General features: G+C 40.9%; 16 protein-coding genes. 3 read left to right on the plus strand and 13 right to left on the minus strand.

The window, feature by feature from the left end; genetic code table 11:
* Positions 1-102 precede the first annotated feature (102 nt).
* From I8751_RS01830 to I8751_RS01880, 5 genes are all read right to left on the minus strand, one after another.
* Positions 103-282 carry a DUF4278 domain-containing protein gene (locus I8751_RS01830; protein ID WP_214437459.1) on the minus strand — a complete coding sequence of 60 codons (180 nt, stop codon included), beginning with the start codon at positions 280-282 and terminating at the stop codon, positions 103-105.
* A 165-nt stretch (positions 283-447) separates the two neighbouring features.
* Positions 448-1,083: a PEP-CTERM sorting domain-containing protein gene (locus I8751_RS01835; RefSeq protein WP_214437460.1), complete on the minus strand. Its 636-nt coding sequence runs from the start codon at positions 1,081-1,083 to the stop codon at positions 448-450.
* A gap of 83 nt (positions 1,084-1,166) precedes the next feature.
* Positions 1,167-4,844, minus strand: coding sequence for an ELWxxDGT repeat protein (locus I8751_RS01840; protein WP_214437461.1), 3,678 nt, complete (start codon positions 4,842-4,844; stop codon positions 1,167-1,169).
* Between the two features lie 93 nt (positions 4,845-4,937).
* Positions 4,938-8,513: an ELWxxDGT repeat protein gene (locus I8751_RS29405; protein WP_225893902.1), complete on the minus strand. Its 3,576-nt coding sequence runs from the start codon at positions 8,511-8,513 to the stop codon at positions 4,938-4,940.
* A gap of 89 nt (positions 8,514-8,602) precedes the next feature.
* Positions 8,603-8,800 (minus strand): hypothetical protein, encoded by a 198-nt coding sequence (locus I8751_RS01880; protein ID WP_214437462.1) that lies wholly within the window; start codon positions 8,798-8,800, stop codon positions 8,603-8,605.
* A gap of 1,315 nt (positions 8,801-10,115) precedes the next feature.
* On the opposite strand from I8751_RS01880, the gene I8751_RS01885 reads away from it, so the two are divergent.
* The 3 genes from I8751_RS01885 to I8751_RS01895 all read left to right on the plus strand — a co-directional run bounded on the left by I8751_RS01885 (position 10,116) and on the right by I8751_RS01895 (position 12,396).
* The gene (locus tag I8751_RS01885) at positions 10,116-10,640 is read left to right on the plus strand and encodes a L,D-transpeptidase (RefSeq protein WP_214437463.1); all 525 of its coding nucleotides are present in this window, start codon (positions 10,116-10,118) and stop codon (positions 10,638-10,640) included.
* 154 nt (positions 10,641-10,794) lie between these two features.
* On the plus strand, positions 10,795-11,280 hold the full coding sequence (locus I8751_RS01890; protein WP_225893903.1) for a glutathione S-transferase family protein: 486 nt from the start codon (positions 10,795-10,797) through the stop codon (positions 11,278-11,280).
* Positions 11,281-11,670: 390 nt separating this feature from the next.
* A complete protein-coding gene (locus I8751_RS01895) occupies positions 11,671-12,396 on the plus strand; it encodes a hypothetical protein (RefSeq protein ID WP_214437464.1) in 726 nt (241 codons plus the stop codon).
* Between the two features lie 142 nt (positions 12,397-12,538).
* Here the strand turns inward: I8751_RS01895 and I8751_RS01900 are convergent, their stop codons facing one another.
* The 8 genes from I8751_RS01900 to I8751_RS01935 all read right to left on the minus strand — a co-directional run bounded on the left by I8751_RS01900 (position 12,539) and on the right by I8751_RS01935 (position 25,142).
* Complete coding sequence (locus I8751_RS01900) at positions 12,539-14,440, minus strand: response regulator transcription factor (protein WP_214437465.1); 1,902 nt, start codon at positions 14,438-14,440, stop codon at positions 12,539-12,541.
* 453 nt (positions 14,441-14,893) lie between these two features.
* Positions 14,894-15,280, minus strand: a complete 387-nt coding sequence (locus I8751_RS01905; protein WP_214437466.1) for a response regulator — start codon at positions 15,278-15,280, stop codon at positions 14,894-14,896.
* Between the two features lie 13 nt (positions 15,281-15,293).
* Positions 15,294-17,414, minus strand: coding sequence for an ATP-binding protein (locus tag I8751_RS01910; protein ID WP_214437467.1), 2,121 nt, complete (start codon positions 17,412-17,414; stop codon positions 15,294-15,296).
* Between the two features lie 131 nt (positions 17,415-17,545).
* A complete protein-coding gene (locus I8751_RS01915; protein WP_214437468.1) occupies positions 17,546-20,506 on the minus strand; it encodes a hybrid sensor histidine kinase/response regulator in 2,961 nt (986 codons plus the stop codon).
* A gap of 277 nt (positions 20,507-20,783) precedes the next feature.
* Positions 20,784-23,066 carry a methyl-accepting chemotaxis protein gene (locus I8751_RS01920; protein WP_214437469.1) on the minus strand — a complete coding sequence of 761 codons (2,283 nt, stop codon included), beginning with the start codon at positions 23,064-23,066 and terminating at the stop codon, positions 20,784-20,786.
* 58 nt (positions 23,067-23,124) lie between these two features.
* A complete protein-coding gene (locus I8751_RS01925) occupies positions 23,125-23,622 on the minus strand; it encodes a chemotaxis protein CheW (protein WP_214437470.1) in 498 nt (165 codons plus the stop codon).
* A gap of 4 nt (positions 23,623-23,626) precedes the next feature.
* Entirely contained in the window at positions 23,627-24,004 is a 378-nt protein-coding gene (locus I8751_RS01930) for a response regulator (protein WP_214437471.1), read from the minus strand.
* Positions 24,005-24,074: 70 nt separating this feature from the next.
* On the minus strand, positions 24,075-25,142 hold the full coding sequence (locus tag I8751_RS01935) for a response regulator (RefSeq protein ID WP_214437472.1): 1,068 nt from the start codon (positions 25,140-25,142) through the stop codon (positions 24,075-24,077).
* Between the last annotated feature and the right edge of the window lie 778 nt (positions 25,143-25,920).

The raw sequence follows: 25,920 nt of genomic DNA on the forward strand, positions 1-25,920 counted from the left end.
GCTGTTCCCAAATCCCAAGACAAAAAAATGACTCGGTAATCGAGCCATTTTTGTTGAAAAAATCCAAAAAATATATGCTTGAAGTTCTATTCACAAACAAAGTCAATGATTTCCTCTATAAATTAATTTATCAGTTGTTGCTAAATAAACTTTAGCCGATTTAATATTGCCATTAACACCATAGAAAGCCCCACGGTAAATCAGGTTACGATCTGTTTGTAATATTTGTTCTGTTTGCCCAGGGTTATATTCGTAGCTTTGGCCACGATAATGAAGTTGCATATTTTTGCTCTTGGAATATTTGTTGTTCAGTCATCTCAATGTCACTTAGATGTATCAGAGATGGATTGAAGAATTATGCAAAATCAAAATATTCTTACATATCTTCAATCCAATCAATTTGGATTTTTAACGCTTCCTCGCCCCAAAGTGATGCATATTTTTGCTTCAGACAGAATTTTTTTTGCCAAAACGCCGTCGCATAGCTACCCCGAAACCAAGGGCGGTGAATGAACCCAAAATAGTCAATGGTTCAGGAACTGGCTCGAAATTAGCGTTGCTGACTGTAAATTGAGAACCACCAATAGAATCATTTACATCAACAATACCAATGCCGACATTGTAATTGCCTGCATTTGTAAAGGAATATTTGAAAACATTGCCGCTAGCAGCTAACGGAATGACTGAATTATTAATCGTCACAAAGACACTATCAGCATCGCTAGTCGAGAAGTCCCAATTAAAATTGAAGACATCTCCAACTTGTATACCTGTAAAAGTTGTCTTGATTGCAGAACCAAAAGTAGAAAAAATGAAATTATCAGGATCAGGATCTAAACTGCCAGCAGGTACAGTTAAAAACTCTTCTAGAGAACCTGTACCACCACCAGTAAAAACTGTATTTACAGTTCCTGAATTGAGTGTTACTTGACCTGATGCAATGGGGTTAACATCACCAATTGTGTTCCAACTTGTCAAATCAAGACTGACAGCATAACTGGGGGTGGCAAATGCTAAACTGCTCAGACTCAATAAACTGACTGTACCCGTGGTCAAGATTGAATGTTTGAGAGAAATTGGCATAGGTCTTATATTATTAAAATTGGCTGATCTCGAAAACACTACAATTGAGTATCCCTAAGTATAAGCACTTTGAGGATACCAAACTAGAACACAAAGTTACTAATATTGTTCATCGCCTGGGGAGTAACATTGTCCAACTGAATGAATGGTCTGAAAACTGCCGAACCCTTGAAACTATCACGATCAATTTGGAGAATCGTACTGTTAGTAGTGCTACCTTGTACCAGTCGCACATAACCATCAGCAAAAGCATTACTGCCGCTATAACCATCATTCGCTAGGCTATCGAGCAGTTCAGTTAAAACGATTTTGTCGCTACCAACAGTAAAATCAGTGATGCGATGACCGACTTCTCGAATATTAGTGTAGACAAATTCGTCATTCCCAGCACCACCTGTAATTGTTTTGCTACCAGTACCACCGACAATGCGATCGCTCCCTTCAGTACCAGTTAATGGGTCACGACTACCATCGCCATTAATCACGTCGCTGGTTTTGATTGCCCACAACTCATTACCGTGGATGCCGTCGTCAGCAGTGAAATAAAGGGTGTCGTTAAGGTAGGTCAGATTACGGGGATTAGAACCAGTAGCCCCAAGATTGAGGTCTTCGACTATAATAGTGCCTTCTGTAGTACCATCGCTTTTCCATAATTCTCGACCGTGAATGCCGTCCTCAGCAGAGAAATAAAGAGTGCCATTGACATCGACTAAATCATTAATCGTGTAATCATAATCAGTCCTACTACTCTCAGGGTTGATATCTTTAACTATAAAAGTACCCTCTTCAGTACCATCACTTTTCCACAATGTGTCGCCATCAGTGAAATAGAGGATGCCATTAACCCCGGTCGCAGCAGTCCCAGAATTGAGGTCTTTGACTAGGACAGTGCCCGCTTCTGTGCCATCGCTCTTCCACAACTCTGCACCGTTGATGTAATTAGCAAAGAAATATAGAATGCCGTTGACATAGGTATTAGAGCTAAAGTAGTAATTATAGTCAAAACCATACATGCCACCAGGATTGATATCTTTGACTAGGACAGTGCCAGCAGTAGTACCATCGCTTTTCCATAACTCTTGACCATGAACACCATCGTCAGCACTGAAATAAAGGATGCCGTTAATGTTAATCAAGGTTGAGATATTGGAGGAGACAGCAGACCCAGGATTGATATCTTTAACTAAGACAGTGCCTTCTTCTGTACCATCGCTCTTCCATAACTCTTCACCGTGAACGCCATCGTCAGCACTGAAATAAAGGCTGTTATTAATGCTAACCAAGTTGATAAAGATACGAGAACTATCAGAGCCTGGGTTAATATCTTTGACTAGGACAGTCCCAGCAATAGTGCCATCAGTTTTCCACAACTCTCTACCGTAAGTCTGGTCATAAGAAGTGAAATATAGGGTATCCGTAGCGCTAATCAGAGGATAGAAGGTTTGGCTTTCGCTACTGGTTTTGAGCTTAACAGTACCAGCACTAGTGCCATCACTTTTCCATAGACCATAACCATAACTGCTGCCAGTGCTTTCAGAAGTAGTGAAATAGAGTATACCGTTGACGTTTGTTGGGTCGTATGTGCCAGAGCTAGACTTTGGAAAGTCTTTAACTAAGACAGTGCCTTCTTCTGTGCCGTCGCTCTTCCACAACTTAAAATTGCTGTCATAAGTAGTGAAATAGACGATGCCGTCAATATTTATCTGTATTATATTGGGATCAGAACTCTTAAACCCAGGAACGATGTCTTTGACTAGGACAGTGCCTGCCAACGTTCCATCGCTCTTCCATAACTCTGTGCCATTAATACCATCATTAGCGCTGAGATAGAGGATGTCGTTGACTTTTGTCAAGTAGGAGTAGGGGCTGTATGAACTAGTAGGGCCTGGGTAGATGTCCTTTACTAGGTAGGGTTCAGTTAGTACCACTGCACTAGTATCATCGGCAATTGTAGCATTAGCAGCCTTGGCAGATGGATCTACAGCATAGTACTGGTAGTACTGATCAAACAAGGTAACATTAACAGTTTTGTTACCTTCTGGAAAGGTATCACTTAATGGGGTAATAGTGATATCAACAAAGGACTGACCTGCGGTAATGGTGACAGTTTCTGTGAGTCGATTGTAGTCTTTGCCGTTAATCGCAGTGCCATCAACGTTATATATTACAGTCAAAGAAGCGCTAGTGTCCCCAGTGCGGCTAATACGAAAGACGGCTGGTTCATTGCCAGCTTCAGCAGCGCTAGCATCAATGGCAGTAATACTAACGATAGGACTAGCTACAGGTGTATTGGTGTTCAAAGCCCACAATTCATAACCGTGGATGCCGTCGTCAGCAGTAAAATAGACAACACCATCGACGTTAATTAGTTTAAAGTTATCTCCAGAAGAACCACCAGAGCCTGGGTTAATATCTTTTACTCTGACAGTGCCAGCAGTAGTGCCATCACTTGTCCACAATTCTCCACCGTAGATGCCGTCGTTAGCAGAGAAATAGAGAATACCATTGACGTTAGTCAGACTAGATATATTAGAACCCCCAGACCCACGTTTGATGTCTTTAACCAAGACAGTACCAGCAGTAGTGCCATCGCTTTTCCATAACTCTCCACCGTGGATGCCATCGTCAGCAATAAAATAGAGGATGCCATCGACGTTAGTCAGACCGGATATTTTGGAACTACCAGATCCTGAGTTGATGTCTTTAACCAGAACAGTGCCAGCAGTAGTGCCATCACTTTTCCATAATTCTCTACCATGAGTCCCATCATCGACATAGAAATAGAGAATATCACCGATGTTAATTACATCGAGTATACTGTTGCCACTAACAAAACTGCCGAGCGTCCCTGGCTTAATATCTTTAATCAGGACAGTACCCTCTTCAGTACCATCGCTTTTCCACAACTCATAATCGCCCTCAGCCACGAAATAGAGAGTGCCGTTGATATTTCTCAGATATGAGGTTGCGATGTCTTTGACTTTGACAGTGCCCTCCTGCATACCATCGCTTTTCCATAACTCATCTGCATAAGTGAAATAGAAAATACTATTAACATTTGTCAGGTTATGTATATCTATATAGTTGTTACCGTCATCATCATAGCCGCCCCTGAATTCTTTTAATGGGACAGTGCCTTCTTCGGTACCATCGCTTTTCCACAACGTAATTTGCTCAGTGTTGTTGAACTGGTAAAAAACATTATCATAAGTAGTGAAATAAAGTATACCGTTGACATTTGTTGATGAACCAATACCAACAAAATTATCAAGTTCTTTGACTCGGAAAGTACCCGCAGTAGTACCATCACTCTTCCACAAGTCATAATGGTACTCTTCCTCGTAATCACCCGTCGTTTTAAGAACAGAGAAATAGAGAGTGCCGTTGATATTTGCCAGTAATGTAGGAGGAGTATAGCGATTGCCAGTAAAATTGGCTACATTTACTGTACCTTCTGGAGTTCCATCACTTCTCCACAATGTATAACCGTCAGTCAAGAAGTAAAAAATTCCGTTAAAGTTTGTCAGTCCTTGGGGTTCAGTATTAAAGACAGACACCGGAGAGATGTCCTTGAGCGCTATGGTGCCAGGCTTTGTGCCATCGCTCGTCCATAAGCGAATACCTACATAGTCCTCGTAGGCATCATCTTCTAAACTAAAAGAAGTAAAAAAGTAAACAGTACTATTGACGTTTGTTAGGTAAAAGATATTAGAACCATCAAATCCAGGGTTGATGTCATTCACCAAATAGGGTTTAGCCATAATTCCTCCATACATTGCTAAAGTTGCTGATTCAAACAATTGATGCAATTGGCTTTGAAGCTATTAATTAAAAAAAACTTTGAAAATATTAAGCTAGAACACGAAGTTATTAATATTATTCATCGTTTGTGGGGTAACATTGTCTAACTGAATAAATGGTCTAAAAACTGCCGAACCGTTGAAACTATCACGGTCAATTTGGAGAATAGTACTGTTAGTGGTGCTACCTTGTAGCAGTCGCACATAACCATCAGTAAAAGCATTGCTGCCGTTATAATCACCATTCGCTAGGCTATCGAGCAGTTCAGTTAAAACGATTTTGTCGCTACCAACAGTAAAATCAGCGATGCGATGACCGACTTCTCGAATATTGGTGTAGACAAATTCGTCATTCCCAGCGCCACCTGTGATTGTTTTGCTACCAGTACCACCTACGATTTTGTCGCTCCCCTCAGTACCAGTTAATGGGTCACGATTATTACCACCGTTAATAATATTGATGGAGTCGCTGATTGTAGCAGTGGCAAAAGTGTTAGACGTATCTAAGTCATAGTCAATTCCAGTAGCGAGAGTTAGAGTAACAGTTTCGCTACCCTCTACCAAACCATCATCTACTGGAGTGATTGTGATATCTGCAAAAGATTGACCAACAGCGAGACTGGCAATACCAGTAAGTTGGGTGTAGTCGCTGCCGTTGCTGGCTGTACCGTCAATAGTATATTTTACAGCTAAGGCAATATCAGTATCACCAGTGCGATTAATGCGGAAACTGGCTGGGGAGTTGCCATCTTCAATAGCATTGGTATCAATAGCGCTAATAGTGACTGTAGAGTTGATGGCGGTAGGATTGGTATTCAATGCCCATAACTCTCTACCGTTGATACCATCGTCAGCTGTAAAATAAAGGATGCCGTCAACGTTAGTCAATTGAGAGGGATATAAACCACCACCAGCCCCAGGTATGCTGTCTTTGACCAAGACAGTACCTTCTGGAGTACCATCACTTGCCCACAACTCTCCACCGTGGATACCGTCGTCAGCAAGGAAATAGAGGATGCCGTTAACGTTGGTTGGTTCGGGTTCAAATATGTTGAGGTTTGAATTAAAGGAGGGAACTGAACCTCTAGACCCGGCATTAATATCTTTGACCAAGACAGTACCATTTTCAGTACCATCACTTTTCCACAGTTCTCCACCGTGAGTACCGTCGTCAGCAAAGAAATAGAGGATGCCGTTAACGTTAGTCAAATGGGGTTCAAAGTAAGAGAGAATATTATCGCCATTAGAATCTAAATTAGGAAAAGAATCACCAACACCAGGGTTGATATCTTTAACTAAAACAGTGCTTTCTTGAGTGCCATCGCTTTTCCACAACTCTCTACCGTGGATGCTATCATCTTGAATAAAGTAGCGGGTGCCGTTGATATTAATCATCTCAGACGAACCGAAATCAATAGACCCAGGATCTTCAACCAGAACAGTACCCTCTGCTGTGCCATCACTCTTCCACAACTCATCACCGTTGATACTGTCATAAGTGGTGAAGTATAGTGTGTTATTGATGTTTCTCAGATTATAGAGTTGAGAATTATTAAACCCAGAAAATATATCTTTAACCAGGACAGTACCATTCTTTGTGCCATCGCTTTTCCACAACTCTGTAAAGTTAACAGCGAAATATAGTGTGTCGTTGACGTTTATCAGATTTTCGGGTTCGGAGCTACCAGACCCAGGAATAATATCTTTAAACAGAACAGTGCTTTCTTGAGTTCCATCGCTTTTCCACAATTCTCTACCATTTATGCCGTCATCAGCAGTGAAGTACAATGTGCCGTTGACGTTTGTTAGGTTAGATGGTTCCGTATAGTAGTCATTATTATTACCAGGATAAATGTTTTTTACTAGATATAGTTGAGTTGGTACTCGTGCGGTACTGGCGTTATCGGCAATTACAACGGTGGCAGTGGTCTTAGAGGTATCTGTAGCGTAGTAAGACTGATTAAACAGCGTGAGGGTGACAGTTTCATTACCTTCTCTGAGAATATCATCTAGTGGGGCAATAGTTATATCTGCAAAGGATTGACCTACATCAATGGTGATAGTAGCGTTGAGTTGGCTGTAGTCGCTCTTGTTGCCGGCAGTGCCATCAATATTATATTTAACAGTCAACGCAGTACTAGTATCGCCAGTACGACTAATACGGAAAATACCTGGAATGTTACCAGCTTCAGCAGCGTAGGCATCGATAGCAGTAATGCTAACTATGGGGCTGACTACAGGGGGGTTAGTGTTTACCGCCCATAGTTCTTTACCGTGGATACCATCGTTAGCATAGAAATAAAGAATACCATCGACGTTGGTTAGGTCAGAAGGATTAGAATCACCAGACCCAAGAACGATATCTTCTACTAAAACAGTGCCTGCTTCTGTGCCATCGCTTTTCCACAACTCTCTACCGTGGATACCATCGTTAGCAATGAAGTAAAGAATGCCATTGACGTTAGTTAAACTGGGCAAAGCGTTGTTGACAGAAGAAGCAGAATTACCAGACCCAGAATTGATGTCTTTAACTAAGACAGTGCCTGCTTCTGTGCCATCGCTCTTCCACAACTCATTACCATGAATGCCGTCGTCAGCATAAAAGTAGAAAATATTGTTGATAATGGTCAAGTTAAAGGGAGTGGAACTACCAGACCCAGAGTTAATATCTTTAACTAAGACGGTTCCATTCTCTGTGCCATCACTTTTCCACAATTCTCTACCGCGGGTACCATCATCAGCAAAGAAGTACAAAGTGCCGTTGATATTAGTCAACTCAGAGGGATTGGAGCCAGCAGACTCAAAGTTGTTCTCTTCAGACCCAGGTTTAATATCTTTGACTAGAACAGTACCAGCCTCAGTGCCATCACTCTTCCACAATTCATAACCAAAAGTGTTGTCGTAAGCATTGAAATAGAGAATACTACCGATGTTAGTTGGTAGGACACGGTTATCCGATAAAAATCCAAACGGTGGACTGATATCTTTGACTAAAACAGTGCCAGCCTCAGTGCCATCACTTTTCCATAACTTGTAAGTGAATACATCTAGATTATAAATATTAAAATAGACGATGCCATTAGCATTGATTATGGATTGAATACTATTGTATCTACCGTCAAGCTGAAAGTCTTTGACTAAAACAGTACCTTCTTGAGTCCCGTCGCTTTTCCACAATTCTACTGTCCTACTATTCCTAGAAGCAGTGAAATAGAGGTTGCCGTTAACGTTTGTCAGCAGGGCAAAACCATATTCACTAAGAGCATCATAACTAAAGTCTCCAACTAAAACAGTGCCAGCTTCAGTGCCATCGCTCTTCCACAATTTTCTATTGAGAGTACCATCTTCAGCTGCGAAATAGAGGGTGCCATTGACGTTGGTGAAATTGTAACCAAACCCGTAAAAATAATTATCAGTCGTACCACCAGGATAGATATCTTTAAGCAGAACAGTGCCAGCCTCAGTACCATCACTCTTCCATACCTCATTCCCGCGAATGCCATCATTGGCAGCGAAGTATAGAGTGCCATTGACGTTAGTTAGTTCTGGCGAAGAGTTCCTGTAAGTCTTAGGAGTGGAATCATTAGAGCCAGGATTAATATCTTTTACCAAGTAGGGTTTAGCCATCATTACTCCATACATTGCTAAAGTTGCTGATTCAAATAATTAATGCAATTGGCTTTCAAGCTATCAATTAAACAAGCTTTGAAGAGACTAAATTAGAACACAAAATTATTAATATTATTCATCATCTGGGGGGCAACATTATTATCTAACTGAATAAATGGTCGAAAAGTTGCTGAACCTATAAGACCATCACGGTCAATTTGCACAATCGTACTGTTAACAGTACTTCCTTGTACTAGTTGCACATAACCATCAACAAATGCATTACTGCCGTTATAACCGCCAGTCAATAAATACCAAACGGTTTTTATAGTTTTGTTTGTTAAGCAATTGTAGTGTTTGAGTGTTTTCCATTACGGTGATTCCAATTTTTAATTTTTAGAAAAATAATTAACGCTGATATCATTGCTTTTGACAAAAATCGGACTTTTATTAGCAATTACTCGGTGAATTAACGCAATCAATTTTAAAGTTACTAATTAAACTCGTGGATTTTTCTGAACTTGGAGACGAAACTTTTCTTAACAAAACTATACTAAACAGCAATAATCTATCAGTTAAATTGCTGAGATCTCAGTACTTAAAATAAGTGACTAGCGCTGAAAAAGCAATGTAAAAATTTTGGTGCCTCAAAAATTTATCCCTGCTTTATATAGATAAAGCAATGATGAAGAGAGTAGCATTGTTTTTTATCCGAATACAGACCTACTCAAAATGGAAAGTTTTTCCATAAACGAATGAAAGTTGAAAAAGTGGTTTATTTACTATAGGACTTACGCACTATTTACGGAATAACATAGACACGCTAGTGGCTTGCCGCAGGCTACCGCAGAGGCACAGCGAAAAGTTGTCATAGCGCAGCGTAAAGCCTGCGGCATAGCTACGCTTAGAGCGAGTCCACGAGCGTCGGAGGGTTTCCCTCCGTAACAAACTTTTCAAGACAGAGGGCACTGAGGAATGAGAGTTTGAGATATGTTTGCGTAAGTCCTGTACTATAAAAAACCGAATTATGAGATTATTTTTTTGCCCTACAAAAAGCAATTTAAGAGAAATTATAAATAACTAAAAATCAAGACAATTGAAGATTTTATTGAAATTTGTTGCGGGATTTTCCGGAATTAGAATAACTGAACTTGAAATAAAAAATAGAAGTGGGAACTCATACTCTTTACCCCGAATAAATAAGCGTAAATCCTGACAAATCCTGTTTGAAATTACAAGTCACAATGTCACAGGTGCGGCAGAACTTCCTAAAAAACCACACCCAAGTCTCAACAAATAGAGTCACACTGCATTTCTTGGTCAGATAGACCAAGTCACAATCTCTATTACCATAGCAATTAGGAGCGAATGCCAATCACAGCCAAATCTGCAAGTGAGCAAATGCAAACAATCACATGAGACTTGTCTTGGGAAACATTCGTGTGAAAAACTTGGGAGCCGTTCCAGAAAATTTGTAGTTTTCAAACTGGCAACTTTTTATTAGCAGATGTGCTTTTGCAGTGCATTTTGAACAGACAAGATTAATAGCTATGGAAGAGGGCAAACTTTAAACTTCTTTCCATTTGCCAAACGAGCAAACTAAATTATAGAAGGTGATGCAACATGCAAAGTTGGATACGTTGCTCAGGAACTTTCTGTACAGGTGTAGTGTTGATGATGGCGACTTTAGTTTCTTGGTCGCTACCAACTACGGCTGACCCCAGTTCTTCTGCGGCTAGAGCTGCATCAGTCAATAACAAAAGTATTACCATATCTGATGCTCGGATGGCATCTTTGCCTCGCCGGATTGAAATTGACTTGTCTGAGCAACGCTTACGTGCATGGGAAGGTAAAAAACTAGTGTATTCATTCCGAATTTCCACAGGAAAGCGCTCGACTCCTACACCCACAGGAAAGTTTTTGATTAATTCTAAGTATCGCACTAACAGAATGCGAGGCAGAGGCTACGACATTCCTGATGTTCCTTACGCCATGTATTTCCATAGAGGCTATGCCATTCATGGCGCTTACTGGCATAATCGGTTTGGGATTCCCGTTAGTCGTGGTTGCGTAAATTTGCCAGTCAAACAGGCGCGCCAACTATACAATTGGTCTTCTGTGGGAACTTTAGTAGTGGTGCGTAGATAAATAATATCGTTTCACTTTTAAATTAGCTACAAATAGACTGTAGAAAAGCCTATTTGTAGCTTTCTTTTCTACGAACTAACCCAAAAGGAGTTAGGCTAAAAAAGTATGTCTAATAATATAGTTAAAGATTAAGCAGCCAAAAGAGGAACATTTTATGCTTGTTGTTCATCATCTCAATAATTCGCGATCGCAGCGCGTGCTGTGGCTGCTTGAAGAATTAGGTGTCGAATACGAGATTAAGTACTATGAACGCGATCATCAGACGATGTTGGCACCAGAGTCACTGCGCCAAGTCCATCCTCTTGGTAAGTCACCGACAATCACAGATGCAGAGCTGACCCTCACTGAATCCGGCGCTATCATCGAATACATAGTCGAGCGCTACGGCAGTGGTCGGCTAGTTCCGGCATCTGGTACACCGGAGCGTTTGCGCTATACATACTGGCTACATTACGCTGAAGGTTCTGCAATGCCACCGCTGGTGATGAATTTAGTCTTCGACCATTTTGAAACAGGGGACAGCGGCGCGAAGGATGCATTCATCACTCCTCAGATCAAGCTTCACTTTGATTACATAGAAGCCGAACTCTCAAAAAGTACGTGGTTTGTAGGCGAAGAATTTACTGCTGCCGATATCTAAATGAGCTTTCCTTTAGAAATGGCTGCTATGCAAGCTGAACTTATCGAGAACCGACCAAAGCTTAAGCAATTTATCGAGCGCATCCATGCAAGACCTGCTTACAAACATGCCCTTGAACGTGGAGGTAAATACGACTTCGCTAACAGCATTAAATAATTGTCGTACCGTAATATTAATTACTTTTAACCAATGTATGATGTTGATTTTCTTGCAGATTTAGGCACTGTTTTGTGTGCATCAAAATATTTTCTACCGGGACAATTAGCGTTGTTGTGAACATCCCAATAACTGCGGGCTACTTGAAGGAGCCAACGGACTTGTTTATAGACAGCAGCAATTTATCGGAGTGTTTGTTAAGAAAGTTATTATGGCTTTGATATTGGGAAAAGCATGAACACTGGAATATGTGCGATCGCCTTAGCTATCATACATTTATTTTCAGGTCAACTACGATTTCTTAAAGCTAAACCGCGTAGTCGTTGGCTCTCGTTTGGCAGTGGAGTATCTGTTGCTTATGTATTCATCCACATTTTGCCAGAACTGAGCAAAGCCCAAGTCACACTCCAAAACAGTTTGAACATTGGATTTGTTTTTTTAGAGCATCATGTCTATTTGGTGGCACTTTTAGGTTTAGCAGTGTTTTATGGCTTAGAGCGATTTGCGAATGAATCGCGCCAACACAATCAAAAAACAGGCAAGGGAGATGTTACTTCTTTAGACGTTTTTTGGATACACATTGCTTCTTTTGCTGCTTATAATGCCTTAATTGGTTATTTACTGGTACATCGGGAAGAATCCGGTTTCAAGAGTTTATTGTTCTTTTCCTTTGCAATGGCACTACATTTTGTCGTCAACGATAATGGTTTGCGCGAAAACCACAAAGAAGTATATGACCGAATTGGGCGATGGTTGTTAGTAGCTGCAATAATTTTCGGTTGGGTAATTGGCATTGGTACACAAATTCATCAGGCGGCTATTGCGGTTCTTTTCGCCTTTTTAGCCGGAGGTATTGTACTGAATGTACTTAAAGAAGAACTACCAGAACAGCGAGAAAGTCGTTTTTGGGCGTTTGCATTGGGTGCGTTCGGCTATGCAATTTTTTTATTAGCTCTTTAATTGGCGCTTATAGGGCAATACGCTTGGAATAAGCCCCCCCTGCATCCCCTGCTCCCCCTGCCTGCCTCAACGGATAAATTTCTTAACTGAACCGTATTGATATATACGGCAGGAGCAAGAAGTCCATATGTTTGCCAAACCTTTAGCTTGCCCAACTCCGCACTCGTTGGAGGCGATTGAGGATGCGGTTGGCAAGGTCTACGGCGCTCACTGGCTTGCACAGGTAGTCATCTGCACCTACATTAAAAGCTTGATTCTGGGTTTTTGCATCCGTTAGCACACTCAAAAATAAAACGGGTAAACGCCGCCAACGTGGATCACTCCGCACGATTTGACAGAGTTCAAATCCATTGATCTGAGGCATGTTTACATCTAACACCAGAACATCGGGCATTACAGCTTGCAACACTGTCCAAAATTGCTGAGGATCTGCTAAGGTGGTAACTTTAAAGCCCCAAGGATTGAGTAGTTTTGGCAGGGTGCGTAACCAATCTTGATCATCATCCACAATCATTACCTTTGCTGCGATATCTGCACTATTTAGCAGTTGCATGACAGCAGTGATCGCTTGTTCGGGAGCAATGGATCTTTCCAAAAACAGTTTTCCACCCCGCCGCACCACTTCTAAACGGTCTGCCAAATCAGCGCGATCGCCCATTACCACAATCGGCAGTTCGGGATGATGCTCCCTCAAAGTTGGCAACCACTCCAAAAGGTCTGTAATCTGTGTTGGGGGTTGAGATGAAACTAAGGGAATTGGCAGTAAAATTGCCAGTGGAAATTCAGTAATCAATTCAGAGGCTAACCAGGCTTTGGCCACTTCTATTGTGGGTGCGATCTCTGTGCGGAGGCCATAACTGGTTGCTGCTGTAACTAAGGAATGAGTCAAGCTAGGATCTTGATCTACAATCAACAACAGCGGTGATTGCTCAGCAGGTAGCTGTAACTTCTGGATTGAAGTTGTATTTTGAATCTCTTGTTGTAAGCAACTTACTAAAGTTTCCATCAGTGCTGCATGTTGCGATCGCAGCGGTTCATGATGATTTAACAAATGCTCCAGTTGACGTACTATTTGCATTGCCTTTGTTAACCCAAAGGTTCCTAAAGTTCCTACGAGTTTGTGAGTAATTTGTTGTGTTTCTGCTTGAAGTTGAGGGTGAACTGAATTACCTTGTAAGTCTTTCACAGCCTGAGATAGCACTGTCAATTGTTTAAAAATTTTAGGTCGATGGGCTACCCAGGTTTCATTGAGGAATGCGAGGTATTGTGCTTGTTGTTGGGGGTAGCGATCGCTTACAGTCTCTAGTATTGTTGAGTGCGTTGCCTTCAGAATCTCCACGGAAGAATTATCCCGGAGTTTCGTTTCTTGTCCAGGTGCTTTTAGGTAATATCCCCGTCCATTGACTGTAGCAATAAAATCCACAGGAGCGCCTGCTGCTACCAGTTTATGACGCAATCGCCGGATATGAGAGCGTACCGTCGCCTCCGCCGGAAATTCTTCTGAAGACCATAATCGATCTAAAATCTCGTTAGTACTAAACACATGCTGGCTATCCCAAAGCAAAAGTTCTAGTAAACGATATTCTTTAGTTGTGAGAATTAGGGGTTGATCGTTGTAGGTTACTTCACAAGTGCTAGGGTTCAAAAGTAAATCTCCCCAAGTCAGAATTGGGAAAGGGTTAACACTGCTACGACGCAGCAAGGCTCGAATACGGGCGATCAGTTCCAACCCATCAAACGGTTTAACTACATAATCATCTGCACCTGCATCCAATCCCTTGACTTTCGTGGTGCTGGTATCTTGAGCTGTGAGCAAAAGAATTGGCGTGGTGTATCCTTCCGCCCGAAAGCGTTGGCATAAACTAATGCCATCCAATTTGGGCAACATAATATCCAACACCATCAGGTCATACTCAAAAGTTGAACCGTATGTCCAACCCATTTCACCATCTTTAACTGTATCTACGATATATTGATGTGCCACTAGGCTCTTTGTCAAAATTGCAATTAGTGACTCATCATCTTCTACAACCAATATTTTCATAAATCCCTGCTTGTATGCACAAGTTTAGACAGGTTTTAGCAGTATAGTCAAAACCTCTTGAAAGCCCATCTTCTTGTAGGCAGAGAAGTTTATTTATGCTGCGCGGGTCAGTTGTCAGTTGTCAGTTGTCAGTGGTCAGTTGGTGTTCTTCTACTTCCCCTGCTCCCCCAGGGCTGATTCATTCGATCTCTTAGAGATTTTGTCAAGAGTATGAATCAGAAATTTGCTTGAGTGGGAAAAAGAAAAACTACCACCTCAACCAGCAAATTTAAGTGCGTTCACCATTTTCTTGCCCAATCAGATTTTTTAGTCACCTGTTTTTTTTGCTTGAAACGCTTGTAAATCAGCGCCTTTTAGGGAATGAAACAGCCCTGCCCTGCTCCCCTGCTCCTCTGCTCTCTAACTCTTAGCCCCTTTTCTTTACTGGAGTGTATTGCACACAATCGATAAACCCTATAATTGGAGTTGCCAATGAAGAATTCTGGCAATTTGATCTGGTAAATCCAGCGAGTTAAAGGGTTTGGTAATCACACCACTCACGCCCAAATCGTTAAACTGCCGTTTTTCTGATGTCTGTGCTTTGGCAGTTAAAAAAATTACTGGGATATGTTTAGTGTCGGGATGGGACTGGAGCGCTTTAAAAGTAGCGATACCATCCATATCGGGCATCATTACATCTAGCAAAATGACATCAGGTTGTTCGATTTGGGCAGTTTGGATACCTTTAGGTGCGGAACTGGCGGTAAATACATCCCAACCCGCCGTCATACGGATGCCAAACTGCACCACTGTTTGAATGGTTTCTTCGTCATCAATGATTAAAACCCGTTTGGTAGCCATAAAAACCGGTCTCTTATCCAGGCAAATTTGGCAATGTGAAATAGAAGGAACTGCCTTCCCCCAGTATACTTTCTGCCCAAATTTTACCTTCATGTTGTTCAATAATTTTACGGCAGATAGCCAAGCCTAAACCTGTTCCCCCTTTTTTGCGTGAATCTGACGAATCAACTTGTTGAAATCGTTCAAAGATAGTTTCGAGTTTACTCTGAGGAATTCCTTGTCCTTGATCGTGGACGCAGAATAACACTTGAGATGCTTGTTGACATTCGGCTGTTAACCAAACAGTCCCGCCCGGTAATGAAAATTTGATCGCATTACTGAGTAGGTTGGTGAGTGCTTGGACGATGTAATCCGAATCTACCCAAATTTGGATATCTACAGGCTGGGTTACGAGTGTCACTCCATGTTGCTGCGCCATTGGTTGCATAGCTTCAGTTGCCTGAATCATGAAATCTGCCGCTTTACAGACTTGCTTTTCCATTGTGAATTTGCCCAACTCAATCCGCTGCAAATCTAGAACGTTATTGACCAAACGGACTAATCGTTCGGTATTTTCATCGGCAATTTCTAGCATTTGCTGTCCATCGGTTGAGAGGGTTCCCAATCGCCCTGTCACCAAAATTTTTAAGGCACTGTGTAAAGAAGTTAAGGGAGTCCGCAGTTCGTGACTGACTACAGAGATGAACTCATCTTTGGTGCGTTCAATAGCTTTGCGATCGCTGATATCACTGGCAAGAGAAAAGAATCCCTTGACAATTTTTTGCTCATCGATATGGGGAATATAAGTAATATTAAATGAACGAGAATTGCCATCACACAAAACTATTTCATTTTCATAAGTTACTATATGACCTAATAGGGCTGCTTCTACATGGATTTGCATTCTTTGATAGCAATCCTCTCCCCATACTTGTTGAATATGGCAACCGTGAATATTAGCTGGGGACTTGCCTAACCAATCTTCATAAGCTTTGTTATTAAAGCGATATTGTTGTTGATCATCAACGTAGGCAATAAATACTGGCAGTGCATTAGTAATTAAGCGCAATTGTTCTTCACTGCGCCGCAGGGCTGATTCTGCTTGCATTCGGTCATTAATTTCTTGATGGAGATTGCGGTTAACATCTTTGAGTTCAGCTGTGCGAACTTCAACAATTTCTTCTAAATTTTCTAGTAATTGCGCCTGGGCTAAAGCGATACTAATTTGATCTGCCAATTGTTGCATCACTTCTAACTCAAAATTTACCCATTGTCGGGGGCGATCGCAGTGATGAGCAATCAATAATCCCCAAAGTTGATTTTGGGAGTTCGATTCGCTTTGTTGATGAGAATTGAGGTTTTGCAGAATCGGCACAATCAGCTTGGATTTAATATCGAATTGGTCGATAAACTCGATTAAACACTGGGCTAATTCATTATCGGGATTATGAACATCAGTGATCGCCCGCACGCGTCCCTCGGCGTATAGTTTCTGATACTCTTGAGGAAACACTTCTTCGGGAAACTCCAAGTCTAAAATGGTAGGATAATTTGGCAAAACAGCTTCGCTGATGGCTTTACCTGTACCATCTGGTAAAACTTGGTAAATTAGTACCCGATCTGCTTGCAAAATTCGCTGCACTTCTGTAACTGTGGCCCGCAGAATTTCTTTTAACTGCAAAGATTGGCGAATTTTTAGGGTAACTTCCGAAAACAACTCAACCCATTGCCGTTGACACCATAATTCATCTTCTGCGGCTTTTTTGCGGTCAGTAATATCCCGTAAAATCATCAAATGACGCTGGGGAACCACATTCAGAGTTAAGGTGTATTCCACCTCTCGCAGAATGCCATCAGGACGTAACAAATCAAATTTTCCCGTCTGTTGACTCCCGGCTTGAACGTTAAAACAGATTTTTGCAAAATCGAACTCAGTATCTGTAAAATCAGCTAAAATTCGCCCGATTAGTGCTGTATGAGATAAACCAAATAGTTGACAAGCAGCAGCATTTACCTCTATGAAAGTACCTCGATCATCCGTGACAGCGATCGCATCATAAGCTTTCTCAAAAATGGATTGAAGTAGTGGCTGCTTTTCTACCTGCTGCTTGATATTTTTTGCACCGGATTTACGTAAAGATGAACGTTTAAACATAGAGAGGGGCAACGATTTTGAGGGAAATTTATCATTGCTCACAATGAACCCTGTACTCTATTTTAAACGTGCAACTTGAATTAAGATGGTTTCGTCTTTGAATGTAATGCCACCTGGCTAAATTTTGACAATCAATTAGAATTTGCTGTTTCTGCTACGTTACAAATGATTTCCTCCAAGGTTCGGAGTAATTCTTGTTCGTTATACGGTTTAGAGAAATAAGCTCGCGCCCCTAGTTGCATCGCCAGTTGCCGATGTTTATTACTACTCCGAGAGGTGAGCATGGCGACTGGGATTTTTTTCATGTTCAGATTGGAATTTATCCGACCTAAGAAACCATAGCCATCAAGGCGAGGCATTTCAATATCGCAAATCACAGCCTCAACTTTCAAGCCACTTTCGAGTTTTTCGAGGGCATCTTGACCGTCTTTCGCTTGTTCTACTTCATATCCTCCTTTTTCGAGGGTCAAAGCTAAGAAACGGCGCACATTAATTGAGTCATCTACAATCAAAATCATGCCTTTCGGTTTGGCAGGGGTTGCTGGTAGTTTTTGGGCATCAAAAAACAAAAATGGTGTTTTCAATCTGGCTGATGGTAATTGATTGTTTCTAGGAGTGCGTTGATTAGTCGCAATCCAATACAGCAACTCATTAGTATTCACTAGTGCCACTACTCGACCATCACCAAGAATTGTGCAGTTGTTAAAGCCTTCAGGCAAAGGTATATTTCCTTCAACTTGACGAATCGCAACTTCTTGTTCACCCCAGCAACGGTCTACTTGAATCGCTACTGACTGATTATTGCCTTTGACTATTAATACACTGCTGGCATTAATAGCTGCGGGAGTTTCCAGCTCTAGGCTGTCGTAGCGTGGGCAATTAAACTCAAAGTAGCGGTTTAGGCGAATTAAAGGCAGCATAGTTCCTTGCCAATTGAGAACTTCGCTACCTGCTATTGAGAAAACTCGCTCGTTTTGCAGTAAAAATATTTCTGCAACGACATCTGTAGAAAATGCCAATAGCATTTTATTGCTTTCTACTAGCAAAACTCTGGCTACGGAAAGTGTAAATGGTACTGATAGAGTAAAGGTAGTACCCACGCCAGGTTCTGTATCAACGGTGATATCTCCTCGCACTAGTTTGAGGTTATTACGAACGACATCCATGCCGACACCTCGACCAGATAATGCAGTCACTTGGTCGGAGGTGCTAAACCCTGGTTCAAAAATTAGGGAAAACAGTTCTTCATTACTAGCACTATCTACTAAAGCAGCATCTAATTTCATCGCTAGGGCGCGGGAGCGAATTTTCTCTAAAGAAATCCCCCGACCATCATCACGCATAGTAATAATTGTGCGATTACCACGGTGCATAGCTTTGATTTCGATTAATCCTTGTTCTGGTTTACCCAGAGCATGACGAGTGACAGCATCTTCGATACCATGATCAAAGGCATTTCTGAGCAAATGCATTAAAGGATCATTCAAAGCTTCCAAAATGCTGCGTTCAATTAAGGTGTTGCCACCTTCAACTTTCAATTGCACATTTTTCCCATGCTCTACATTCAAATCACGCAAAGCTCTAGGAAAACGCTCCACTAAATCAGCAAGGGGACGCATCCGAATGTGAGTTAGCTTTGTCTGCAACTGTTTTGATGTTTTGCTCAACTTACGAGCAATTTGATCTGTATCATCAACACTTAATTGAATGTCAGTTGAGACTTCCTGTACCTGAACAATGGTTTCCATAACTTCCTGCGATCGCAGGTTTAATTCGTTATAGCGATCCATTTCTAAGGCATCAAATTCTGTATGCTGGCGATCGTCATTTTCTAGCTTGTCAGCGACGATAATTACACTATCTGGCATCGCCGCAGCTTGAGTACTAATCTTGTCATAAGCTGTACGCAATTCTTGATTTTCTCGGTCAAGAATTTGCACTCGCTGGCTGAGATGACGAACAAGCTTGCGTAACTTTTCGAGTTGGGAGTTCAACCCATTACGCTGGACAATTAGTTCTCCAAATAAATCATTAATTTGCTCAAGTTGTTTACTGGGTACTCGGACGGTATTTTCGTGTGCTTCACGGTCTTTGCTGACAGTAACTGTCTCTGTTTTAGGTTCAGCAAATTTGTAATCTGTGGGAGAAATTTCTGGAGTAAATAATATATTTGGTTCTGGGACATCAGCAATATTCATGTCCTCAGCTACTACTTCTACTTCTATTTCTGTTTCAGCTACATCTGTAGCGAGAAACTGGGCGATCGCTTCTGCTTTTGACAGTGGCTCAGGTGAAATCTCACTTACTGAAACGATCGCAGCTGCACTCAACTCAATGTCTGTAGGTAAATTATCTCGTTGATTTGTCAGCACCAAAGCTTGCGATCGCCGCCATGCTTGTAATGCTAATTGAGCAATTTCGGCAACGCGATCGGAGGGTGGTGCTTCTATATGGCGGGTGATCGATTCACAAAGTTGGGTAAAAGCCGTTAACTGAAGCATTTCTCCCAAACCACCCAATTCGGCTGCCATAATTGCCACTTCTTCTTGCAAACATGGCTGGGCGCTATCTGCCAATACAGATTCTAGCCGCTGCAAACATCCTTCTACTTCTGTCTCAAACAGTAAGGGGATAATGTCTTGCCCATCTTCTGGCGATAGCATGGTTGTAGCGTCCTCTGGGGTGGGGTCGCCCAAGCGATCGTGCAGTTCGTCAAAAACTGGATAACAAAAAGTTACTAACCACTCTTCTTCTATAGCATTTCCTTCTGATAGTAATTCAACTATCTGACGCAACCAGTCCACCGCAGACAGCAGCAAGCTTTGTAATTGTGTATCAATATCTAAAGAATTTTTGCTGGTTTTAAAGACTTTCAGTGAATCTTCTAAACGGTGAGCTAAATCACTGAGCGATCGAAATCCCATCATCGCCGCGCCACCTTTGATGGAATGAGCAGCTCGCAGGGCGGCGTTGATTTTATCTAAATCGATGTGGTTACTAGCATCAAGTTCCAGCAATACTGTTTCTAAGGTATTGAGGTAATCTGTTGCTTCTTCCAGAAACTGCATCTGGATTTCTAATTCTTTATCCATAGTTTTTGTTAGTTGTCAGTGGTCAGTGGTTAGTGGTTAGTGGTTAGTTGTCAGTGGTTAGTGGTGAGCAAGTGTGGTCTTGTGGGTTTCCCATCTGAATAACTGGTGTAAAGCTTGCGGCGTAGCAACTCTTAGATACACTACGCGTCAACGACAAGCGATATGCTTAGAGCGACGTTAGGAGCGTCAACCGTTCGAGTAGCATCTTTGTTAAGAGAAGGGTCAGTATTAAAAACAAACAACTAGCAGCTGACAACTGACAACTAACAACTAACAATTAACTAACTTTGAAAGTCTCAACAGTCTCTTGCAATTGGTGGGAAATCTCCACAGTTTTTTGTAGAGAGTTGGAAACTAAACGTGAAGAAGCACTGGTACGTTGTGAGCCGGCAGCAATATCTTGCATTAATTGACTGACAGTTTGTGATGTTTCTACCTGAGATGCAGTTGCAGTGGAAATCGACTGTACTAAGGAGTCAATTTGACGGGATACATCTAAAATCTGACTCAGACTTTGCTTTGCTTCTTCCACAATCCGCGTACCTTCGACAACTTGAGTGGTTCCTATTTCCATCGCCTGTACTACTTCGCTGGTTTCCCGTTGGATGTTATCAACAATCTGTTCAATTTCTTGGGTGGCGGCTGCACTGCGGATTGCTAGTTCACCGACTTCTTCAGCAACTACTGCAAAGCCTTGACCTTCTTCACCTGCGCGCGCGGCTTCAATGCCGGCGTTAATAGCGAGTAAGTTGGTTTGTGTGGCGATTTGGTTAATTAAGGAGACTACGCGAGAAATTTGTTGAGAGGATTCTCCTAAACGTTTCACTTTTTTGGTAGTTTCACCAACGGTTTCTCGCAAAGAAAGGATATTTTGCACTGTTAAATCCATCGCTTGACCACTTTTATTAGCACTATGAGCAGCATGGTTGGCAACTACTGCCGCTTGTTGGGCGTTGTCGGCTACGGTTTGCATAGAATGGGTCATTTGATCAACAGCATCTAAGGTGCGATTGATTTCGTCAGCTTGAATGAGTGCTTCTTCTGCGAGTTGACGAATGGCTCCTTCGTTAGAACCAATTGCGCCATCTACTTGAGTTGCTGCTTGTTTAACTTGGGTGACAATATCTCGGAGATTTTCCACAATGGAGTTGAAAAAGTCGGCAACAGTGCCAATTTCTCCAGTGGTGACATCTGCACGTACTGTTAAATCGCCCCTGGCTGCACCTTCTACGTTGTTAAGTAGTTCTAAAAGTTGCTGTTGTAGTGTTTCTGCTTGCGAACCTTGTTGCGTAGTGTTTTGGGTTTGTGCGATTTCTGCTTTTTCTGTAACCAAAACTTGTAATTGAGCAGCTATCTGGTTAATATTTGTACTCATTACTCCTAACTCATCTTCTCTTTGTGTATCCAAACGAGTATTGAGTTCACCTTTACCTAGTTCTGTTAAGGCTTCGGTGGCATTGAGAATTGGCTGCGTGTTGCGCTTTGCTAACCAAGCTGCGATCGCTGCCGTAATTAATGCTGTTACAATTGTGGCGATCGCGATCGTCCACAGCAATTGTCTTCGGGGCGCAAATACAGTTGCTGTATCTGTAGATAATAGTAACTGCCAGTTTAAATCTGGTAAGCCGGTTAGTTTTGTGGATGGTATGTAACTAACCAGTTCTGGTTTTTGATTAGTTTTTTGAACTGCGGTGAAAGGATTAATTTTTTTGGCTGTTAACAGTTGAGCTAAACCAGGATACTCAGCTTTTGCTTCTTTACCTAATAAAGCTTTTTGGGAACTCAAGAAAATTTTGCCTGAGGTATCGAGCAAATAATATTGTTGTCCATTAGCCGTATGATTTTTAATCACCTCTGCTAAAGATGTTACGGGCATACGTGCCCTGACCACAGCTAGAGTTTTCTTTGTATCCGGATCTTTAATGGGTGCAGTTATATAAATACTGGCGACATCAGCATTTTTTGATTTTTCTGGCTTGCTAATGATAGGAGCATCTTTTTGTAGAGTCTGTTGAAAATAGTTGCGGTCTTTTTGATTATCTAATGGTTCGCCTGTAGATTGCACAATCAAGTTGCCTTCAAGATCAAAAACAGCAATACTGTCATAGGCTTTTTGCGCCTCAATCATTTGATTAAAGACTGCTTGTTTTTCTTGATTAGTCGTTCTGGCACTAACTTTATAATTTGCCAAAAATGGCATATTTGAGAGTGATTGAATATCTCCATATCGTCCCAAGAGCAAGCGGTTGATTTCTTCTGTTAACTCAACGGCTGCTGCTGCTTGAGCTTGAGTAATTTGCTTAGTAATTGCTTTATTGGCTAAGCTATAAGCGATCGCGCCTATGCCTAATACTGGTATTGTACCAATGGCGATCGCTAAAATTATAGCTTTTTTCCCCAAGCCTAGGCGCTTGAAATGATTCCAAGGGAAATCATTAATAGGTACAGTATGAGGCTTATTTGGTAGTTGTGCTATGTTATCGGTGACTTTTTGGGATGAAACGAACGCTGCTCGATTTTGAGCATCACTACTTTTAGTCATGTCAGTTTTATTAAACATACATAAATTCTCCAGAATAGGTAAATGAAAACACTAAAAATGCAATTTTTAGTAAGGCCTAATCATTGCGGAGAATAGAAGAATCTACAATAGCTTGTGCATCTAACACCAGCAAAATTTCCTCTTGTTGCACAACGCATCCACGTAAATAAGGAACTAAACTAGATGCCACTTGTCCAACCGGAGAACCAATATCATCAGGCATAAACTTAGTTGTGCCTTTAATTTCATGCACAACTAAACCTAAAAGCAACGCTTCTACTTTAATAACGATTACGTTGTATTGTCGCGGTCTATGATCTAAAAATTCTAAATTGAGCATCTTAGGCAGATCAACTATCCAAACTATCCGACTCCGCCAATTCATTAACCCCAAGATACAAGCAGGCAAATTTGGCATGGAAGTTACAGTTTCAACTGGCAACATCACTGCTTCTTGTGTATGCTTCATTGAGATCACAGCAGTAGTTTGTTGATTTAACTGAAATTTGAGATAGCCATCTAATAAATTATTTGATATTGCTTGATCTGCTATTACAATTTTGGAATTATTCATCGATTTAAAATACCACTGATTTAATAGCACGCAAAAGCTGTTCGCGTGTATATGGCTTAGTCATATAAACATCAGCACCTTGTTTCATTGCCCACAATCGGTCAATTTCTAGATTTTTAGAACTACATATCACTATGGGTATTTTTTGAGTTAATGAATTTTTTTTCAGAGCGCGACACAATTCAAATCCACTCATACCAGGCATGACAACATCGGTAATAATCACGTCTGGTTTTTGCGATAAAGCTTTTTCGAGAGCTTCTTTCGCACCACTAGACTTAATTACGTTGTAACCACTTTCTTGAAGATAATGGCTCATTAGTTCCAATTCACTAGGGGAATCTTCTGCAATCAGAACCGTACCAACTAAGGTAAGACTCACTAAATCAATCTCCTTAAAAACAAGTTTGTTTTAATTAAATATGCCTAATTTAGGACTAAATTTTATTTAATTAGCCGATATGTTTAAACACTATTTTGAGCAATTCTGGTTGTGTGAAAGGCTTAGTTAAATAGCCTGATGCTCTCACCATTTTGGCTTTTGCTCTATCAATAAATCCCGTTCTACCAGTTACCATAATAATTGGTGTATCTTTAAAAGCGGAATGTCTACGTAATAAAGAACACAGTTCGTAGCCGTCTAAATTTGGCATCTCAACATCTAATAAAATTAGATCTGGTTTGCTGCGGAGAATTTGCATCAAAGCTTTTAACGGATCGTTAACTGCTACTACTGAAAATGCATTTTCACCTAAAAATAACTTGATAGAATTTAACACTGTTTGGCTATCATCTATACAGGCAATTGTATAGAGGCTTTTTCTCACAAATGGTTCGGCAACTTTGTTATTTCTATTTTCAGAAGATTCAAAATTATTTTGTCTTGGTAATCGTTGCCCATTTTGAATTTGTGATTGAGTTTGAGGCGACTTGGCTGTAGAAAAAACTAGAGAACCTCTATTATCATTAACTGGTAATTGCATATTTTGTCGATTTCGTAACTGCTTTTGACAGTATTCGACTATTAAACGCAAGTCCAAATGACAAAATTTTGGTAATTCATCCCAGGAACTTTCAGGATAAAACTCATAACTTCCTTCTTGAACTACCAAAAATGACTCTAAAACTTCTTTCGCCAAGCTATCTATGAGGTTCCCTGCTTGTGTAGAGGTAAGATAATCCTGATTAACTAGCCAGCAAATCGCTTGGTAATCTGCGTATTGTATCGACTGATTGCCGTTTTTTGGCTCAAACATTAGCCGCAGATGTACGCGAGTGGCGCTGTTAAGAGTAGGAATCTTTTGACTCAAGCGCCGCAAATGGTTGTCAAGTCGCTCAAACAGATTATCTGAATAAGAAGCGTAAGTAAGTTTACCGTCTTCTAGATTGATTGACCAAGAAACTTCATGGGTAAATACTCGCAAGCAGCCTGTAGCATGGCGACTAGTTAGTTGTGCCAAAAGCGATAATGGATGTAGTTTCTGGGTCAATCGGTAGCTATTTATAGGGGTTGTACTCATTTTGCTTTTACTTAAGCTAAATTTGGGCAGAAATTTTGCCACAATTATCGTCAAAATATTAATTAGCAGTTTTTTTGTTGCATCAAATACAAGAGTTTCAGGCAGAAATTGTGAATAAATTCGATGACAGCAGCATTATTGACAGATTCTTAAACTTCTCAAAAGCGGATTTTATTGTTAATTTACTTACTAGTTTGTACTGAGATTGGTGAACATTTTGGGAAAATAAGTTAACAAAAGGTAAAGACCAAATACAGCCACTGCTTTTTGAGTAACTTTCAGTTGATAAGACTGCAACAATACTGCTAAGTTACCAAAATCCAACTTTTTTTCTCTCAGTATTTGCACTTAAAGATTATCTGATTGCCTGACTCAAACAGAATTTGATGTCTAATTCAGTAATGCTCCTGAAAGTTTATATAAATTAATCATGAAACTTACCTCAACTTCTAGTTGTGATTTTCTATATGATTCCCACTGAAGTGAACAATATTAATATAGTCCGCTAAAATTCAGCAGTTTATTTGCTGCATTGTGTAATTTATTTATCCAAATTGACACTGAGTCGGTCACTTCAGATGTGCTAACCGTTGTCAGGGTAAATGATGCGGGTCAGTGGAGAATATTTAAATAATATGCATCAAAGAAGTAGCGACTATTGAAGGTGCGTCATATATCAATACGGTTCAATTAAGGGTATTGGTCTTATCAGACGCGATAAATGCTTCTCTAAATAAGCTTTTTGGTTTAATTGAACGGTATTGCGCTTCGCCTGAAC

The organism is Atlanticothrix silvestris CENA357 (assembly GCF_016056295.1).
Classification (GTDB): domain Bacteria; phylum Cyanobacteriota; class Cyanobacteriia; order Cyanobacteriales; family Nostocaceae; genus Atlanticothrix; species Atlanticothrix silvestris.

What these genes read in the sequence shown, in the direction of transcription:
- I8751_RS01900 (WP_214437465.1), bottom strand. Translation starts at nt 14,440, where the DNA reads ATGAAAATATTGGTTGTAGAAGATGATGAGTCACTAATTGCAATTTTG.
- I8751_RS01885 (WP_214437463.1), top strand. Translation starts at nt 10,116, where the DNA reads ATGCAAAGTTGGATACGTTGCTCAGGAACTTTCTGTACAGGTGTAGTG.
- I8751_RS01935 (WP_214437472.1), bottom strand. Translation starts at nt 25,142, where the DNA reads ATGAGTACAACCCCTATAAATAGCTACCGATTGACCCAGAAACTACAT.
- I8751_RS01890 (WP_225893903.1), top strand. Translation starts at nt 10,795, where the DNA reads ATGCTTGTTGTTCATCATCTCAATAATTCGCGATCGCAGCGCGTGCTG.
- I8751_RS01920 (WP_214437469.1), bottom strand. Translation starts at nt 23,066, where the DNA reads ATGTTTAATAAAACTGACATGACTAAAAGTAGTGATGCTCAAAATCGA.
- I8751_RS01895 (WP_214437464.1), top strand. Translation starts at nt 11,671, where the DNA reads ATGAACACTGGAATATGTGCGATCGCCTTAGCTATCATACATTTATTT.
- I8751_RS01915 (WP_214437468.1), bottom strand. Translation starts at nt 20,506, where the DNA reads ATGGATAAAGAATTAGAAATCCAGATGCAGTTTCTGGAAGAAGCAACA.
- I8751_RS01835 (WP_214437460.1), bottom strand. Translation starts at nt 1,083, where the DNA reads ATGCCAATTTCTCTCAAACATTCAATCTTGACCACGGGTACAGTCAGT.
- I8751_RS01925 (WP_214437470.1), bottom strand. Translation starts at nt 23,622, where the DNA reads ATGAATAATTCCAAAATTGTAATAGCAGATCAAGCAATATCAAATAAT.
- I8751_RS01910 (WP_214437467.1), bottom strand. Translation starts at nt 17,414, where the DNA reads ATGTTTAAACGTTCATCTTTACGTAAATCCGGTGCAAAAAATATCAAG.
- I8751_RS29405 (WP_225893902.1), bottom strand. Translation starts at nt 8,513, where the DNA reads ATGATGGCTAAACCCTACTTGGTAAAAGATATTAATCCTGGCTCTAAT.
- I8751_RS01840 (WP_214437461.1), bottom strand. Translation starts at nt 4,844, where the DNA reads ATGGCTAAACCCTATTTGGTGAATGACATCAACCCTGGATTTGATGGT.
- I8751_RS01830 (WP_214437459.1), bottom strand. Translation starts at nt 282, where the DNA reads ATGCAACTTCATTATCGTGGCCAAAGCTACGAATATAACCCTGGGCAA.
- I8751_RS01905 (WP_214437466.1), bottom strand. Translation starts at nt 15,280, where the DNA reads ATGGCTACCAAACGGGTTTTAATCATTGATGACGAAGAAACCATTCAA.